This is a genomic window from Brevundimonas sp. GW821-FHT12E07 (genome assembly GCF_058807035.1).
On sequence record NZ_JBXAQH010000003.1, the window covers coordinates 34,685 to 51,010 of the forward strand.

Consider the following 16,326-nt stretch of genomic DNA (forward strand, 5'->3'; position numbering starts at 1 on the left):
GCGCGGTTAACCACGTCCGGAGAATCATGCGCGCGACAGCGGCCCGCCGGGGAGCGCGGCCGCACGGAGCAGACGGCGTGGACGATCTATTGAAGGCCTATGCGGGCAAGCGCGTGCTGGTCACGGGCGCGGGCGGCTTCATCGGCAGCCGGCTGACCGAGCGGCTGGTCGAGCTGGGCGCGAACGTCCGGGTGCTGGTGCGCTATACGTCGGACGGCGACGCCGGCTGGCTGGACCGGTCGCCGGTCCGGCCGGATCTGGGCGTGCGGCGTGGCGACCTGGCTGACCGCGACAGTGTGTACGATGCGGTGAAGGACCGGGAGATCGTCTTCCACCTCGGCGCCCTGATCGCCATTCCCTATTCGTATCTCGCGCCGGAGAGCTATGTCCGGACCAATATGATGGGCACGCTGAACGTGCTGCAGGCCGTGCGGGAGCTGGGCGTCGGCCGGCTGGTCCACACCTCGACCAGCGAGGTCTATGGCTCGGCCCAGACCATTCCGATGACCGAGTCCCATCCCCTGGTCGGCCAGTCGCCCTATTCCGCGACCAAGATCGCCGCCGACAAACTGGCCGAGAGCTATCACCGCTCCTTCGAGACTCCGGTCGTGACGCTGCGGCCGTTCAACACCTTCGGGCCGCGCCAGAGCGCCCGGGCCGTGATCCCGTCGATCACCATGCAGGCCTTGGCCGGCAGACCAGTGATGCTGGGTGATGTCCGGCCGACGCGGGACTTCGTCTTTGTGGACGATACGGCCGACGCCTTCCTGAGGGCCGGGATCGTTCCGGCCATCGAGGGGCTGACGGTCCATACCGGCGGCGGACGCGAAGTGCGTATCGGCGACCTGCCGGCGATGATCGGCAAGGCGGCCGGGATCGAGGTTCAGGTCGTGGAAGACAAGCAGCGCATCCGCCCGCCGGCAAGCGAGGTCGAGCGGCTGATCGCCGACGCCTCGCTCGCGAAGGCGAAACTGGGCTGGGCGCCGACGGTCAGCGTCGAGGAAGGCCTGGCCCGCACCGCCGGCTTCATTCGCGAACACCCGCAGCTGTACCGCCCGGCGGAGTATGCGGTGTGACCGCCTCCGCCAAGCTGCCGACCAGTTCGCCGTCCAATCTCGAGGCCCAGATGATGGGCCCGGACACGCCGCTTCTGGCCGCCATCGAGCGGCTGGATCAGGTGCGCCGCAAATTGATCCTGGTCGTGGACGCGGAGCGCCGGCTGGTCGGTTCGGTCTCGGACGGCGACATCCGCCGGGGCCTGATGCGTCGGCTGACCATGGACGCCCCGCTCAGCGCGGTGATGAACGCCAATCCGGTGTCGCTGAAATCCGGTGTCTCGGACAAGGAGGCCGTGCGGGCCCTGTCGGACCGTGGTGTCGGTCTGGCCCCGCTGGTGGACGGCAAGGGGCGGGTCATCGGACTCTATCCCGACGTGCTGGGCGTCGCCGCGCCGCGCGACAATCTCGTGGTGCTGATGGCGGGCGGGCGCGGGGCAAGACTGTTCCCCCTGACCCAGAACTGCCCGAAGCCGATGCTGAAGGTGGCGGGCCGGCCCCTGCTCCAGACCATCATCGAGCGTCTTCAGGCCCAGGGCTTCCGGCGCTTCCGACTGGCGGTCAACTATCTGGCCGAGATGATTGAGGATCACTTCGGCGACGGTTCCAGCCTCGGCGTCGAGATCGACTATTTGCGGGAAGATCATCCGCGCGGCACGGCGGGCGCCCTGTCCTTGCTGGCCGATGACATCGACCAGCCGATGCTGGTCATGAACGGGGACCTCCTGACCCGGATGAGCTTCGGCGATCTGATCGACTTCCACGTGGAGCATCAGGCCAGGGCGACGCTCTGTGTTCGGGAGCACAATTTCCAGTCGCCGCACGGGGTGGTGGAGACGGACGGGCCGCGCGTCACCAGCCTGACCGAGAAGCCGACCTTCCGCTGGCTGGCCAATGCCGGTGTCTATTGCCTGTCGCCCGAGGTTCTGGCGCGCGTGCCCGCTGAAGGCATGTACGACATGCCCGACCTGCTCAACGCCCTGAACGCGGACGGAGAGACGGTCGGCGCCTATCCGATCCACGAATACTGGCTGGATATCGGACGCCCGCCGGACTTTGAGAGCGCCCAGGCCGAGTTCACCGCCATCTTCGATCCCGCGGAGTAGGGCTGGCGGAATAGTCAGCCGCCGCCGGTGCGCCCCGTGGCCTTACCCGTGCCTTCGCAGACCGGGCAGGTTTCGCCGTCAGGCAGCGTGCCCACACCCTCGCATTCGGGGCACAGGCTCGCATCGTGATGCTGGGCCAGGGCCGGATCGACCGGGGTCAGGCCGTGGTCGTCGATGTCATGTTCTTTCATGTCGCCCTCCTTCTCCATGGCTGAACGGTCAGGCGGGGCGTGGAGTTTCATGGCCTTTCGCCGTGACAGCGCCACGCTTCGCGTTTATCAGCCCGCCGAATGATGGACGAAGTTGAACGCCAGTCGGAAGAGCGCGGCTGGGCCACGGCGAAAACCCTGGCCGAGGCCCTGCCCTATATCCAGATCTACGACCGCGAGACGGTGGTGATCAAATACGGCGGCCACGCCATGGGCGAGACCGCCGTGGCGAAGCAATTCGCCGCCGATGTGGTCCTGCTCAAGCTGATGGGCGTCAACCCGGTCGTCGTCCACGGCGGCGGGCCGCAGATCAGCGCCATGCTGGACAAGGCCGGGGTGAAGTCGAACTTCATCGACGGCCTGCGCGTCACCGACCGGGACACGATGGTCGTCGCCGAGATGGTGCTGTCGGGCGCCGTGAATAAAGAGATCGCCCACTGGATTTCGGTCGCGGGCAAGGAAGCCGATGTGCGCGGCATCGGCCTGTCAGGCAAGGACGCCGGTCTGCTGACGGTCGAGAAGACCACCCGCACTCGGCGTGACCCCGACAGCCTGATCGAACACGAGGTCGACCTGGGCTTCGTCGGCGAACCCACGAAGGTCGATCCCAAACTGATCGCCGGCCTGATCGCGTCGGAGACCGACGACTGGGTCCCGGTCATCGCTCCGATCGGCGTCGCCGAGGACGGCATGACCTATAATGTCAACGCTGACACCGTCGCGGGCGCCGTCGCCGGATCGCTGAACGCCAAGCGGATGCTGCTGCTGACCGACGTCAAGGGCGTGCTGGACAAGAACGGCCAGCTGATCCGCCAGATGACGGTCGCCGAGGCGCAAGGCCTGATCGACGACGGCACTGCTTCGGGCGGCATGATCCCCAAGCTGCAGACGGCCATGGACGCGGTGAAGGCCGGGGTCGAGGCTGTGGTCATCCTGGACGGTCGCCGTCCCCACGCCATGCTGGTCGAGCTGTTCACCGAGCACGGCGCCGGCACTCTGGTGAAGGCGTGACGGCTGAACCTGTTGCGCCGCCCTCGGAAACGGGTGAACCGGCGACCGAGCTTTCCGCCGACCTGACCGGGATCACCACCTGGCTGTTCGACCTCGACGACACCCTCTATCCGCCCGAGAAGCAGATCCTGAAGCGGGTCTCGGGGCGGATCTTCGACTATATGGTGCGGCTGACCGGCCTGCCCGAGGATGAGGCGCGGGCATTGCAGCTGCGCTATCTCACCGACCACGGCGCGACCCTGGGCGGCCTGCTGCAGGACTACAAATTCGACCCCGCCGACTTCCTCGCCGACGTCCACAATGTGCCGCTGGACGGGCTGGATCCGGAGCCGGGCCTGCGGCTGGCGCTGGAGCGGCTGCAGGGGCCGCGTTATGTCTTCACCAATGGCTCGACCGGGCACGGACGGCGGGTGCTGGAAGCGCTCGGCCTGACCGATCTGTTCAGCGGTCTGTTCTCGATCGAGGACGCGGACCTGCTGCCCAAACCGGCCCCCGAGACCTTCGCCAAGATGATCGTCCGCTTCGGCATCGATCCGACCCGCACCGCCTTCTTCGAGGACACGCCGCGCAATCTGGCGCCGGCCAAGGCTCTGGGAATGACCACGGTGCTGGTCGGCCCGAAGGCGCTGACCTCGGCAGACGCCTATATTGACTTCCGGGCCGCCGCGCTCGGCCCCTTCCTCGCCACCGCCCATCTTGCGGAGAGACCAGAATGACCTTCGATCGCGCCCAGCTGGAAACCGTCATCGAAAAGGCGTGGGACGACCGCGCAGAGCTGTCGCCCTCGACCCATGGTGACGTCCGTCATGCCGTCGAACAGGCCCTGGCCCTGCTCGATTCGGGCGAGGCCCGCGTGGCTACGCGCGGCGACGACGGCGCCTGGACCACGCACCAGTGGTTGAAGAAGGCGGTGCTCCTGTCCTTCCGTCTGAACGACAACCAGATCATGCGCGCGGGCGAACGCGCCGTGGCCAGCCCGACCTCGGGCGCACCCGGCGTCGGCCCCTTCTGGGACAAGGTGCCCAACAAGTTCGGCGACTGGACCGCGGCCGACTATCAGGCTGCGGGCTTCCGTTCCGTGCCCGGATCGATCGTCCGTCAGGGCGCCCATGTGGCGAAGAACGTGGTCCTGATGCCGTCGTTCGTGAACATCGGCGCCTTCGTCGATGAGGGGACCATGGTCGACGCCTGGGCCACCGTCGGCTCCTGCGCCCAGATCGGCAAGAACGTCCACCTGTCGGGCGGCGCCGGTATCGGCGGGGTGCTGGAGCCTCTGCAAGCCAATCCGACCATCATCGAGGACGGCTGTTTCATCGGCGCCCGCGCCGAGGTCGCCGAGGGCGTGATCGTGCGCGAGGGCGCGGTCCTGGCCATGGGCGTCTATCTGTCAGGCTCGACCAAGATCGTCGACCGCGCCACCGGCGAGGTCTTCCGTGGCGAGGTGCCGGCCTACAGCGTCGTAGTGCCGGGCTCCCTGCCGGATCCGAATGGCGGGCCGTCGCTCTACTGCGCCGTCATCGTCAAGCGCGTCGACGCCCAGACCCGGGCCAAGACCGGCGTCAACGAACTGCTGCGCGACTAACCGACCAGGACTGGACCCCCGGCGCCGTCCGGGCAGACCGCGCCCAGCACCGTGACGTCCGCTTCGCCGAAGCTCAGGCCGAGCGTGTCCAGGATCGGATTGATCACCGCGTCCAGCACGGGGCCCAGCGGGGCCAGCAGGGTTCCGAGCGCGCTCACCAACCCGCCAAGTCCGAGCGGCAGGCCGATGATGTTGACGGTGACGTCCAGCTTTTGAAGCAGGCTGACCACGACGCCATTGACCAGACCGGTTGCATGGACGGTCTTCATCGTCTGGGCGGTGATCTCGGCGTCGGTGAAGGCGACGGGTTTGAAACCATGATCCGCCGCCTCGACTGTCGCGCGTCCGGTCAGGCTGACGACCCCGGCGACCGACATCAGGGTCGCAGGCGTCACCATCAGGGTGTGGGTGAAGTCGCCCAGCTTCGTTTCGTCGACCGTTCCGATATCCGCTCGCGCCAGTCCGGGACGGACGCCCAGCGTGACGGTGCGTGACGGCTTGCAGGTGATGGTGTCCAGCCGGGCCTCGGACGAGGCAAGCTCGATCAGGATCGGCAGATTGACCTGGGCGAGACCAGACAGCTTCTGGCTGGTCCGTGCACGGACATAGAGCCGCGTCTGCGCGGTGCGGACGATGGGTTCTCCTTTCGAGGTGACCGTGATCCAGGGGGAATGATTGGGCCGTTCGCCGATGGCGAGGCGGATCTGAAGATCGGCGATCCCGGTCTGGGCGCCGGTGGTCAGGGCGATTTGCCGGTCCCCTGCGCCGATCTCCAGCAGGGCCATGGCGAGGTCCATCGCGGAGACGGAGGCGTCCAGTCCCCGGGCCAGGCCGTCGGTCGCGTCCGCCTCGACGCCGATCAGATCTCCGACCTGGAGCGTCGTTCCGACTGCGGCGTTCGCCAGACGCGACAGGGCGCCGGACGCCTGGCTGCCCGCGAGCGCGCTCAACACTCTCAGAGCCCGGCCAGCGTCGACGTCCCGGGTCAGAAGGGCGTCATAGTCGCCGGCCTGAACCCCGATGTCGGCGGCGAGGGCGTCCGAGAAGGTCAGCAGGTTCACCTTCGCGTCGGCCAGGGCGTTGTAGTCCATGACGCTGAGCGAGACGCTGCTTCCGGTCAGGCCGCTGAGCAACTGGTTGGCCACCCCTCCGTCCAGCGCCGCCAGCCGCGAACCGATGGAGAACAGGGCGCGAGGCTCTCCGGGCGTCGCCGCCGTGCCGGACCGGGTGATCTCCAGGGCGTCCTTGCCGAGGATCCATCGCCCGAAATAGAGGGGCGCGCGGGCGGTCAGGGTGACCCTGACGGCGTTAAGGTCGGCGCCGCCTGTGGTGAACCGCTGGTCGGGGGCGAGGCTCCTGTCCGACACATAGCGCCCCTTCTGGACAATGGAGGCGACCTCCATCCCGGCATTGGCCCGAGCCGTGGCCAGGGCGGCGGCCTCGGCATGGTCGAGATCGTGGGCGCCGGACAGGGCGGCCAGATCGGCCGCGCCCTGGAGCTGCCGGGCGTGCAGGGCGAGGGATCCGACGTCTATGGTCAGGGCGGCCATGGCGCAGAACAGGCCCCCGGCCATGGCGGCCATGACCGCGATTCCGCCCCTTCTGTCGGTGAGCAGGGGGGCGGACGGGCTCCGACGGACATCCGGCCTCGACATCTCAATAGCCGCCGATCCGCACGGTGGCGGAGCGCTCGATAAGGCCGGGCGGTTTGGGCAGGGGTCCGGCCAGCAACATCACCGGGTTGTTGCGCGCGTCATAGGCCACCCGAACACGGATCGCCTGGGCGTCGCTGGTTACCTTGACGGTGACGAGCGCCGGATCCAGTCCAGCGGCGCCGCCTGCCTGGTCGGTCACGAAGGCCCGGGCCAGCTGTTCGCGCTCGGCGGCGTCCAGCCCGCCGACGGCGGCTCGCGCGCCCTCAGTCGCCAGCGACTGCACGGACTGCGCGAGCCAGAACCAGCCGCCGTAAACAACCATTCCGGCCAGGAGCAGGATCATCATGGGACCGACCAGGGCGAACTCGATCGCGGCCGATCCCTGTCGTCGGACACGCCCTGAACCGTGTCTCGGGCCGCACACCAGCCCCTGTCTCGTCGCTTCGTTCCGAAATCCCCGTCTCATGACGCTCGCCCCGTTTCCGATGGAAAACGTCTCAAATCATCATTAAACAATGATTAGGGTGCGAAGATCATCGTTTTACGGTGCTTTCGGAGCGTTAGAACGCTTAAAGGCGCGGTCCGCCGCGAAAGGTTCCAATTGTAATATGATTTGATCTTTTCGGGACTGTAGCTTGACACCGGTGTCACGTGTCGGGTTAGTAGCCGGGCCGAAACACGGCGAGATTCTGTTCAGCCTCCAGAGAGAGGCGGACGTCTTGGGAGGAGAACAGAAATGAACACGCTTCGCGTGCGCGCCCTGCAGTGCGCATCCGCCACCGCCCTGATCATGGGTGTCCTGTCCGCGCAACCCGTGATGGCCCAGACGGCGCCGGCGCAGTCGGATGACGACGCCGCCCAGGTCGACGAGGTCGTCGTCACCGGCATCCGCGGCGCCCTGCGCAGCGCCCTGAGCACCAAGCGCAATGCCAACGTGATGGTCGACGCCATCAACGCCGAGGACATCGCCGACTTCCCCGACGCCAACCTCGCCGAATCCCTGCAGCGCCTGCCGGGCGTCTCGATCGACCGCGACAACGGCGAAGGCCGCACCATCACCGTCCGCGGCCTCGGCTCGGACTTCACCCGCGTGCGCCTGAACGGCGTCGAGGCCCTGTCCACCGCCGGCGCCTCGATCGCGGGCGACAGCCCCAACCGCTCGCGCGGTTTCGACTTCAACACCTTCGCCTCGGAACTCTTCAACTCGCTGAAGGTCCAGAAGACCGCTTCGGCCGAGACGGAAGAAGGCTCGCTCGGCGCCACCGTCGACCTGCAGACCGGCCGCCCGTTCGACTATCGCGGCGCCCGCTACGCCCTGTCGGTCCAGGACGCCTATTACGAGAACGGCGAGACCAACAATCCGCGCGTCGCCGCCCTGGTCTCGGACCGCTGGCGCTTCAACCACGTTGGTGAGTTCGGCCTGCTGGGCTCGATCGCCTACAACAAGCGCGATCAGACCATCGACAGCTACCAGCGTCAGGCCGGTCAGTCGGACTACACCTACCGCGGCGCCACCTTCGCCGGCACGCCGAACCTTCTGCCGGGCGTCAGCATCCAGACCCGTCAGGGCTTTGCCGCTCCGACGGGCACCTCCTGTAACAACGGCGTCATTCCCGGCGTCAACATCACCAACATCTCCTACTGCGACGCGCTGCGCGGCTCGAACCTTGCCGCCTACAACCTGATCAACAGCCCGATCGGTTCGACGCTGAAGAACAATGCCACGACCGGTAGCGCCGCGGCCGGCACGACAGTGTCACCTGGCTCGCTGGTCCGCATTCCGGCCCTGCCGACCCTGAACCAGCAGGATCTGAGCCAAGAGCGCGTCGGCATGACCTTCGGCGCCCAATGGCGTCCGAGCGATCGCACGACGATCAGCTTCGACGGCGTCTATTCGCAGCTGGACCAGGTCTCGACCAACTATCAGATCGTTCCGGTCGGCCTGAACCGCAACAACACCCAGGGCACCGCCAACCAGGCGACCTATCAGCTGTCGAACGCCAACCTGCCCAGCACGGCGGCCCAGCGTCGCGCCCTCTACGCCTCCTGCACGCAGCGCGCCGAGACCGACATCATCGCCGGGGTCGATTGCGGTCAGCAGATCTACGGCAATACGCCGGTGGCGCTGACCAACGGTTCGGGCTTCAGCTTCAACCCGAACAATCTTGACCCGTACGACTACTATAACAGCCCGAGCTCGCGCGGTTATATCAACGACCCGACCCAGCTGGCGATGCGTAACGCCCTGATCGGTCGTCCGTCGATCCGCCTGATCGACGCGGCGCTGAGCCCGAACGGCCAGAACGCCGACTATCTGGTGCTCAGCAATGTCGACATGCGTTCGGCGGCGGATGAGGCCCGCTACACCACCTACTTCCAGCAGGGCACGATCAATATCGACCACGAGATCACCGACACCCTGCGGGTGCACGCGATCTACGGTGAGAGCCGGTCGGTCAACAAGTCGCAAGGCTCGCTGGTCGAGTTCAGCCGCATGAACTCGGGCTCCGGCGCCGCCGGCGATGGCTATTTCGTCTATGACGCCCGCGGCGGCGGCGACATGCCGTCGATGGATTTCGGCTTCGACGTCGCCGATCCGACCAAGTGGGATGTGGTCAAGGGCTTCTCCGCCATCCGCTATTTCGAGCGGACCGTGGACAACCACTACGAAGGCGGCGCGGTCGACTTCGCCTATGACCACAACGAGAACATCACGCTGAAGTGGGGCGCCTCGCAGCGTCGCTACACCTTCTACACCACCGCCCTGCAGCGTGAATCGAACCGCGAAACCCTGAACCCCAGCCTGATCGAGGCCGGAACCACGATCGACAAGGTCGGCAGCCTGCATTCCTTCGGCCAGGGCCTGGACCTGCCGGCGGGCACCCCGACCAGCTTCTACGCTCCGGATCTGGACGCCTTCCGCAGCCTGTTCGATTTCGAGTGCAACTGCGTCAACAAGTGGAACGACTGGCGGATCTCGACGAAGTACAACTTCGCCCAGACCTTCCAGGTGCAGGAAACCGACAGCAGCTTCTTCGGCCAGATCGACTTCAACGTTCCGGTCTTCGGCCGCACCCTGCGCGGTAACGTCGGCATCCGCCGCGCCTATACGGATCTGGATTCGGACGGCTTCACCAACCGCGGCCGGGCGATCAACGCCAGCAACAACTACAAGAACGACCTGCCGTCGCTGAACATGGCCTATGAGGTCGCGGACAACATGCTGATCCGCCTCGGTATCGCCAAGGTGATGTCGCGTCCGCTGCTCGGCAACCTGGCGCCCAGCGTCACCGCCTTCACCGTGCCGAGCGCCCTGGGCGCGACCACGGGAGGCTCGATCACCATCGGCAACCCGCAGCTGAGCCCCTTCACGGCGACCAACTACGACCTCAGCTTCGAATGGTATTTCCAGCCTGACGCCCTGTTCTCGGTCGCCATCTTCGACAAGGAAATCGAGAGCTTCCCGCAGACCCTGGTCGGCGACGGCACCCTGTCCTCGATCCTGGACGCCACCGCCATCGCCGAGCTACGCGCCGAGTTCGAGGCGATCATCGCGGACCCCACCACCAGCGCCACCAACCGCCAGAACGCCCAGAACCAGGTCGACTACATCAACGCCGACAGGGCCTTCGGCATTCGCCAGTTCCGCGACGCGCCGGGCGGCTATATCCGCGGGATCGAGCTGAACTATCAGCAGAACCTGACCTTCCTGCCCTGGTACTTCGAGAACCTGGGCATCCAGGCCAACTACACCCACCTCGAGTCCGAGCTGAACTACATCCTGACGCCGCAGCCTCTGGTCACCGGCGTGGGGCCGTTCACCGGCGCCTCGCCCGACGCCTTCAACTTCACGGTCTTCTATGAAGTGCCGAAGTTCTCGGCCCGTGTTTCGGCTGCCTACCGCGCGGAATATGTGACCCAGTATCCGATCGCTTCGGGCACCACCGACCCGGGCTTCTCGGACTCGCCGCTGGTCAACGACTTCCTGGGTTCGGAAGAGACGCTGAACATCGACGCCTCGATGACCTACAAGCTGAACAAGCAGATCACCCTGACGCTCGAGGCCCTGAACCTGACGAACCAGACGACCAACCGCTGGGGTTACGCCGAAGATCCGGTGGTGACCAACTACGGTTCGACCGGTCGCCAGTTCTTCGTCGGCGCCCGCGCCGTCTTCTAGGGGCGAGCCGAACACTCCCCCGGGCTTCCGTCCTGCCGGAGCGTCGCAAGACGCTCCGGTTCTTTTTGGAAAGCCGGGTGTCGCCAGACGCAGAAAGGCCGGGCCGTCGCGAGACGGCCCGGCCTTTTGTCTGTGCGCCGATCAGTTGATCAGGTTGCGGCGCAGGGCCGGGACGGCGAGGGCGAGTTCGCGGGTCACCATGGCCGAGAAGAAGCTCGCGCCCGTCGGACCGAGGTGGGTGTAGTCGAACGACAATTTGGCGTCCCCCATCGGCTCGACCGCGTTGTTGTTCTGCGCGGGAGCGGGCGTCGGCGCAGGCCCGGTGGCCGCGTTCGCCGCGGGCGCGGGAGGAACGGGCGCGCCGGTGTTGGCCGGGACCGTGGTCCCGGTCAGGAGGGCGGCGGCGACGATCCGCGATGGCGGCGACTGGGCGAAGCCGGCGGCGAGGCTGGGCCCCATGGCCTGGACGGCGGCGGCGCTGTCGGCGTTCAGATCCAGCAGGGGGGTGTGGGTCTCGGCGGCGACGGCGCGGATCGCGGCGGCCCAGGGCTCCAGATCATTGTCCAGCTTTCCGTCCACGAACTGGCGGCGCGTCAGGGGGGTGACCAGAACCGGAATGGCCCCCCGCTCCCGCGTCTCGGCGACATAGCGGCGCAGGTTCTGCGGAAACTCGGTCGCCAGATCCGTCGAGCGACCCGGCTTTCCCGGCTGGTCGTTATGGCCGAACTGGATCAGCACATAGGTGTCGACATAGGCGCGTGATCCCGCCGGCGTCGCGGACGCCATCTCGGCCAGGGCGATGTCCCACGAGCCTTCCGCCCGATAGTTGCTGGTGCTGCGTCCGCCGCGCGCCAGGTTCAGGCAGGCGACGAAGGACACGACGTGGTCCGAGCAGAACCGGCCGCCCCAGCCGCTGCCGCCCTGGGTGGTCGAGTCGCCGACGAGGATGATCTTGGAGGCCCGGATCGGGCGGGCGGGTTCGGGCGCCGGCGCGGTGGCCGGTGCGGTCTGGGCGAAGGCGGCCGTCGCGGCCGAGGCGAGCAGGGCGGCCGAGACGGCGGTGGTCAGAAGGCGGGTCATGGGACCAGGCATTGCGGCGTCAACTCCTCGAAATCGGCGGCCTCCGAAGGCGATTCTTCGGCCCAGCCCCTTGTCGCCGTCTGTCGCGGCGCTACGATGGATTTATAATACAAATCGGCTCGACGAGGAAACAGCCATGAAGATGACGAGACGCGGAGCCTTCGGTCTGGCCGCCCTGGGCGTGGCCGCGCCGACACTCTCCAAGGCCCAGACTCCGGCGGCGGAAGCCCCCGCCGCGCCCCTTAGCCGCGACGCGGCCCGCTCGTTCGGCGACTGGACGTCGATGACCTGGCCCAAGGGAATCGAGGGCCAGCGTCTGGCCGACCTCGGCGACGGGACCTTCCTCAATCCGATCCTGGCCGGCGACCATCCCGACCCGTCGATCCTGAAGGACGGCGACACCTATTACATGACCCATTCCTCGTTCGAATCCGTGCCCGGATTGACGATCTGGTCGTCGAAGGATCTGGTGAACTGGACCCCGGTCGTGGCGGCCCTGACGAAGAACATCGGCTCGGTCTGGGCGCCGGAGCTGTGCAAACACGACGGCCGCTTCTTCCTCTATATCCCCGCCCGCACGGACGAGTACCGCTCCAGCTACGTCATCCACGCCGAGAAGATCGAGGGGCCGTGGAGCGAGCCGGTCGACCTTCACCTGCCCAACCACATCGATCCGGGCCACGTCGTCGGCGAGGACGGCAAACGCTATCTGTTCCTCAGCGGCGGCGACATGATCCAGCTGACCGACGACGGCATGGCCACGGTCGGCGAGGTCCGTCACGTCTATGACCCCTGGCGCTATCCGGTCGACTGGGACGTCGAGGGCTTCTCGCCCGAGGGTCCCAAGGTCCTGAAGCACGGCGACTATTTCTACATGATCACCGCCGTGGGCGGCACGGCGGGTCCGCCGACCGGCCATATGGTCATCGTCGCCCGTTCGAAGTCGGTCTTCGGACCGTGGGAGAACCATCCGCGCAACCCGATCGTCCGCACCGCCACCGCGCGCGAGAAATGGTGGTCGCGCGGCCACGCCACCCTGATCGAAGGTCCTGCCGGCGACTGGTGGACCGTCTACCACGGCTATGAAAACGCCTTCTGGACCCTCGGTCGCCAGACCCTGCTGGACAAGATCGTCTGGTCGGCGGACGGCTGGCCCGATGCGACCGGCGGCGACCTCTCCCACCCGATGGCCAAGCCCGCCAACCTGCCCGGGCAGCATCACGGCATGGCCCTGTCGGACGACTTCTCGACCGACAAGTTCGGCGTGCAGTGGAGCTTCTATAATCCGGGTCCGGACGAAGGTCGTCGCTTCCGTCGCGAGGGCGGGGTGCTGCACATGGCCGCCAAGGGGACGGCGCCCAAGGACTGTTCGCCCCTGACCTTCGTCCAGGGCGAGCACGCCTATGAGATCGAGTGCGAGATCGAGATCGACGAGGGCGTGACCGCCGGCCTGCTGCTCTTCTACGACTTCGGCCTCTACGCCGGCCTGGGCTTCGACGAGCGCCGCTTCGTCACCCACACCTACGGGATGGAGCGCGGACGGCCGGGCCATTCGAACGGGCGGCGCATGCATATGCGGATGACGAACGATAACCACATCGTCACCTGCTACTCGAGCCCGGACGGCGTGACCTGGACCAAATTCGACCGCCAGATGGAGGTCTCGGGCTATCACCAGAACGTGCGCGGCGGCTTCATGATGCTGCGCCCCGGCATCTATGCGGCTGGCGGCTCGGGCGAGGCGCGCTTCAAGAACTTCAAATACCGGGCCCTCTAGGCCTGATGCTCGCTCTCGACCCGACGGAAGCCTGCGTCGATGACGGCGAGCATGGCGGCGGCGGCCCCCGGGCCGTCGCGCGCCTCGATGCGGTCGACGATGCGTTCGTGGGCGTCGACGGTCTCACGGTGCAGGTCGGGGGCGCGGGTCGGCGGGCTGAGGGTGAAGGCCTCCAGCAGCGCCGTCTCGATGACGCTGGCGATCGAGCGCATCATCGGATTGTTCGACGCCGCCCCGATGGCCAGGTGCAGCGACAGGTCGGCGCGGGCGAATCCGTATTCGGACCTTGTCTCGTTGCGCATGGCGGCGACGGCCGTGCGCATGGCCATGAGATCATCCGGGGTGCGGTGCTGGGCGGCGAGCTCCGCCGCCGCCGGCTCCACCGCGCGGCGCATCTCGGCCAGATGGCGGCGGAAGTCGGCGTCCATGCCGGTTCGCACCTTCCAGGACAGGACCTCGGGATCGAACAGGTTCCAGCGGACGCGGTCCGACACCTTGGTGCCGACGCGCGTCTTGACCACCAGCAGCCCCTTGGCCGTCAGGGTCTTGATCGCCTCGCGCAGCGAGGTGCGCGACACCCCGAACCGATCCAGCAACTCGGGCTCGGGCGGCAATTTCTCTCCGGAGACGAAGCGGCCCGCCAGGATGTCCTCGCCCAGCGTGCGGACGATCTGGGCGTGACCCGACAGGGCGCGGTCGCCGCGTTCCGGTTGTCCTTCATGACCGATCGGTCGGGATTTGGTCGCGCGTCTGGCCATACTTCTCCGGCTGTACAGCCCTTTGAACTCTACGGCAAAGCCACGATTTGTCGGATGATAACACCTAATTCCCTCTTGAAGCGCCGCTGTGGCGCAGGACGACCCGTGTGACTGACACTCCTCTGAAGACCTCCAAACCCCTGCGCAGCCGCGCCTGGTTCGACAATCCGGAGAACCCGGATATGACGGCGCTCTATCTGGAGCGCTATCTGAACTACGGCCTGACGCTGGAAGAGCTACGCTCGGGCAAGCCGATCATCGGCATCGCCCAGACGGGGTCGGACCTCGCCCCCTGCAACCGTCACCACATCGAACTGGCCAAACGGGTCCGCGAGGGCATCCGCGAGGCGGGCGGCATCGCCCTGGAATTCCCGGTCCATCCCATTCAGGAGACGGGCAAGCGGCCGACCGCCGGGCTGGATCGCAACCTCGCCTATATGGGTCTGGTCGAGCTGCTGTACGGCTATCCGCTGGATGGGGTCGTCCTGACGATCGGCTGCGACAAGACCACGCCCGCCTGTCTGATGGCGGCGGCGACGGTCGATATTCCGGCCATCTGTCTGTCGGTCGGGCCGATGCTGAACGGCTGGCTGAAGGGCGAGCGGATCGGCTCGGGCTCGATCATCTGGAAGGCGCGCGAGATGATGGCGCGGGGCGAGCTGGACTATGAGGGCTTCATCAATCTGGTGGCCACCTCGGCGCCCTCGGTCGGCTATTGCAACACCATGGGCACGGCCTCGACGATGAACTCGCTCGCGGAGGCTCTGGGTATGTCGTTGCCGGGGTCGGCGGCGATCCCGGCGCCATATCGCGAACGGCCCCAGGTCGCCTACCAGACCGGCAAGCGGATCGTGGAGATGGTGCATGAGGACCTGAAGCCGTCCGACATCCTGACGCCGGACGCCTTCCACAACGCCATCGTGGTCAACTCGGCCATCGGCGGCTCGACCAATGCCCCGATCCACATCACGGCCCTGGCGCGTCACTCGGGCGTCGATCTGCCGATCAAGGCGTGGGAGACGGTCGGCCATGCCGTGCCCCTGCTGGTCAATCTGCAGCCGGCCGGGACCTATCTGGGCGAGGACTTCCATCAGGCGGGCGGCGTGCCGGCCGTGATCAACCAGCTGATGGAACAGGGGCTGATCCGCGAAGGGGCGCTGACCGTCAACGGCAGGACGATGGGCGAGAACTGCGCCGGCGCCGAGATCGTCCTGCCCGACGTCATCCGGCCGTTCGACAAGGCACTGATGACGGATGCGGGCTTCCTGGTGCTGGGCGGCAATCTGTTCGAGAGCGCCATCATGAAGACGAGCGTGATCTCGCCGGAGTTCCGCGAGCGCTATCTGGAGGATCCTGCGGACCCGGAGGCCTTCGAGGGCCCCGCCGTCGTCTTCGACGGGCCCGAGGACTACCACCACCGTATCGACGACCCGGCGACGGGCATCACCGAGCGGTCGATCCTGTTCATGCGCGGGGCCGGGCCGATCGGCTATCCGGGCGCGGCCGAGGTGGTGAACATGCGTCCGCCTTCGTACCTGATCGAGAAGGGGATCACGGCCATCGCCTGTATCGGCGATGGGCGGCAGTCGGGCACCTCGGGTTCGCCATCGATCCTCAACGCCTCGCCGGAAGCGGCGGCGGGCGGCAATCTGGCCCTGCTGCGCGAGGGCGACTGGATCCGCGTCGACCTGAAGACCCGCCGCGTCGATGCCAAGGTCTCGGACGCCGAGATGGCCGAGCGCCGCGCCGCGCTGGAGGCGGCGGGGGGCTTCCGGTATCCGCCGTCACAGACGCCCTGGCAGGAGCTGCAGCGCGCCACGGTCGGCCCGCTGCAGACCGGGGCCGTGCTGGAGCCGGCGGTGAAGTATCACCGCATCATCGACAGGTTCGGCAACCCTCGCGACAACCACTGA

13 protein-coding genes are annotated in these 16,326 nt (G+C 67.1%); 8 read left to right on the forward strand and 5 right to left on the reverse strand.

The annotated features are described in order from the left end of the window. Positions 1–77 precede the first annotated feature (77 nt). A complete protein-coding gene (locus AC1ROD_RS11930; protein ID WP_492948488.1) occupies positions 78–1,076 on the forward strand; it encodes a GDP-mannose 4,6-dehydratase in 999 nt (332 codons plus the stop codon). Next, a complete protein-coding gene (locus tag AC1ROD_RS11935) occupies positions 1,073–2,161 on the forward strand; it encodes a nucleotidyltransferase family protein (protein WP_492948489.1) in 1,089 nt (362 codons plus the stop codon). The genes AC1ROD_RS11930 and AC1ROD_RS11935 overlap by 4 nt, the downstream gene beginning before the upstream one ends. 14 nt (positions 2,162–2,175) lie before the next feature. Here AC1ROD_RS11935 and AC1ROD_RS11940 read toward each other — a convergent pair whose 3' ends face one another. Beyond that, complete coding sequence (locus AC1ROD_RS11940; protein WP_492948490.1) at positions 2,176–2,352, reverse strand: hypothetical protein; 177 nt, start codon at positions 2,350–2,352, stop codon at positions 2,176–2,178. 102 nt (positions 2,353–2,454) lie between these two features. Between AC1ROD_RS11940 and argB the strand changes: the two genes are divergently transcribed. The 3 genes from argB to dapD are packed head-to-tail and all read left to right on the forward strand — an operon-like array spanning position 2,455 to position 4,963. Next, a complete protein-coding gene (argB, locus tag AC1ROD_RS11945) occupies positions 2,455–3,381 on the forward strand; it encodes an acetylglutamate kinase (protein WP_207932683.1) in 927 nt (308 codons plus the stop codon). Beyond that, positions 3,378–4,097 carry a pyrimidine 5'-nucleotidase gene (locus AC1ROD_RS11950; protein ID WP_492948491.1) on the forward strand — a complete coding sequence of 240 codons (720 nt, stop codon included), beginning with the start codon at positions 3,378–3,380 and terminating at the stop codon, positions 4,095–4,097. Before argB ends, AC1ROD_RS11950 begins: the two co-directional genes overlap by 4 nt. Next, entirely contained in the window at positions 4,094–4,963 is an 870-nt protein-coding gene (gene dapD, locus AC1ROD_RS11955) for a 2,3,4,5-tetrahydropyridine-2,6-dicarboxylate N-succinyltransferase (RefSeq protein WP_492948492.1), read from the forward strand. Before AC1ROD_RS11950 ends, dapD begins: the two co-directional genes overlap by 4 nt. On the opposite strand, the gene AC1ROD_RS11960 is transcribed toward dapD, so the two are convergent. Then, positions 4,960–6,618, reverse strand: a complete 1,659-nt coding sequence (locus AC1ROD_RS11960; protein WP_492948493.1) for a TadG family pilus assembly protein — start codon at positions 6,616–6,618, stop codon at positions 4,960–4,962. The two genes, dapD and AC1ROD_RS11960, sit on opposite strands and share 4 nt — an antisense overlap. 1 nt (position 6,619) lies before the next feature. Then, entirely contained in the window at positions 6,620–7,084 is a 465-nt protein-coding gene (locus AC1ROD_RS11965; RefSeq protein WP_492948494.1) for a TadE/TadG family type IV pilus assembly protein, read from the reverse strand. Between the two features lie 270 nt (positions 7,085–7,354). Between AC1ROD_RS11965 and AC1ROD_RS11970 the strand changes: the two genes are divergently transcribed. Further along, a complete protein-coding gene (locus AC1ROD_RS11970; RefSeq protein WP_492948495.1) occupies positions 7,355–10,798 on the forward strand; it encodes a TonB-dependent receptor domain-containing protein in 3,444 nt (1,147 codons plus the stop codon). Positions 10,799–10,939: 141 nt separating this feature from the next. Here AC1ROD_RS11970 and AC1ROD_RS11975 read toward each other — a convergent pair whose 3' ends face one another. Further along, the gene (locus AC1ROD_RS11975; protein ID WP_492948496.1) at positions 10,940–11,878 is read right to left on the reverse strand and encodes a GDSL-type esterase/lipase family protein; all 939 of its coding nucleotides are present in this window, start codon (positions 11,876–11,878) and stop codon (positions 10,940–10,942) included. Positions 11,879–12,014: 136 nt separating this feature from the next. Here AC1ROD_RS11975 and AC1ROD_RS11980 point away from each other — a divergent pair, with 136 nt between their 5' ends. Then, a complete protein-coding gene (locus AC1ROD_RS11980; RefSeq protein ID WP_492948497.1) occupies positions 12,015–13,655 on the forward strand; it encodes a family 43 glycosylhydrolase in 1,641 nt (546 codons plus the stop codon). Here AC1ROD_RS11980 and AC1ROD_RS11985 read toward each other — a convergent pair. Further along, entirely contained in the window at positions 13,652–14,413 is a 762-nt protein-coding gene (locus tag AC1ROD_RS11985; protein WP_492948498.1) for a FadR/GntR family transcriptional regulator, read from the reverse strand. The two genes, AC1ROD_RS11980 and AC1ROD_RS11985, sit on opposite strands and share 4 nt — an antisense overlap. A gap of 122 nt (positions 14,414–14,535) precedes the next feature. Between AC1ROD_RS11985 and AC1ROD_RS11990 the strand changes: the two genes are divergently transcribed. Beyond that, positions 14,536–16,326 carry an IlvD/Edd family dehydratase gene (locus AC1ROD_RS11990; RefSeq protein ID WP_492949070.1) on the forward strand — a complete coding sequence of 597 codons (1,791 nt, stop codon included), beginning with the start codon at positions 14,536–14,538 and terminating at the stop codon, positions 16,324–16,326.

Coding starts and splice junctions, on each gene's coding strand:
- AC1ROD_RS11960 (WP_492948493.1), bottom strand. CDS start 6,618: ATGTCGAGGCCGGATGTCCGTCGGAGCCCGTCCGCCCCCCTGCTCACC.
- AC1ROD_RS11975 (WP_492948496.1), bottom strand. CDS start 11,878: ATGACCCGCCTTCTGACCACCGCCGTCTCGGCCGCCCTGCTCGCCTCG.
- AC1ROD_RS11965 (WP_492948494.1), bottom strand. CDS start 7,084: ATGAGACGGGGATTTCGGAACGAAGCGACGAGACAGGGGCTGGTGTGC.
- AC1ROD_RS11980 (WP_492948497.1), top strand. CDS start 12,015: ATGAAGATGACGAGACGCGGAGCCTTCGGTCTGGCCGCCCTGGGCGTG.
- argB (WP_207932683.1), top strand. CDS start 2,455: ATGGACGAAGTTGAACGCCAGTCGGAAGAGCGCGGCTGGGCCACGGCG.
- AC1ROD_RS11970 (WP_492948495.1), top strand. CDS start 7,355: ATGAACACGCTTCGCGTGCGCGCCCTGCAGTGCGCATCCGCCACCGCC.
- AC1ROD_RS11940 (WP_492948490.1), bottom strand. CDS start 2,352: ATGAAAGAACATGACATCGACGACCACGGCCTGACCCCGGTCGATCCG.
- AC1ROD_RS11985 (WP_492948498.1), bottom strand. CDS start 14,413: ATGGCCAGACGCGCGACCAAATCCCGACCGATCGGTCATGAAGGACAA.
- dapD (WP_492948492.1), top strand. CDS start 4,094: ATGACCTTCGATCGCGCCCAGCTGGAAACCGTCATCGAAAAGGCGTGG.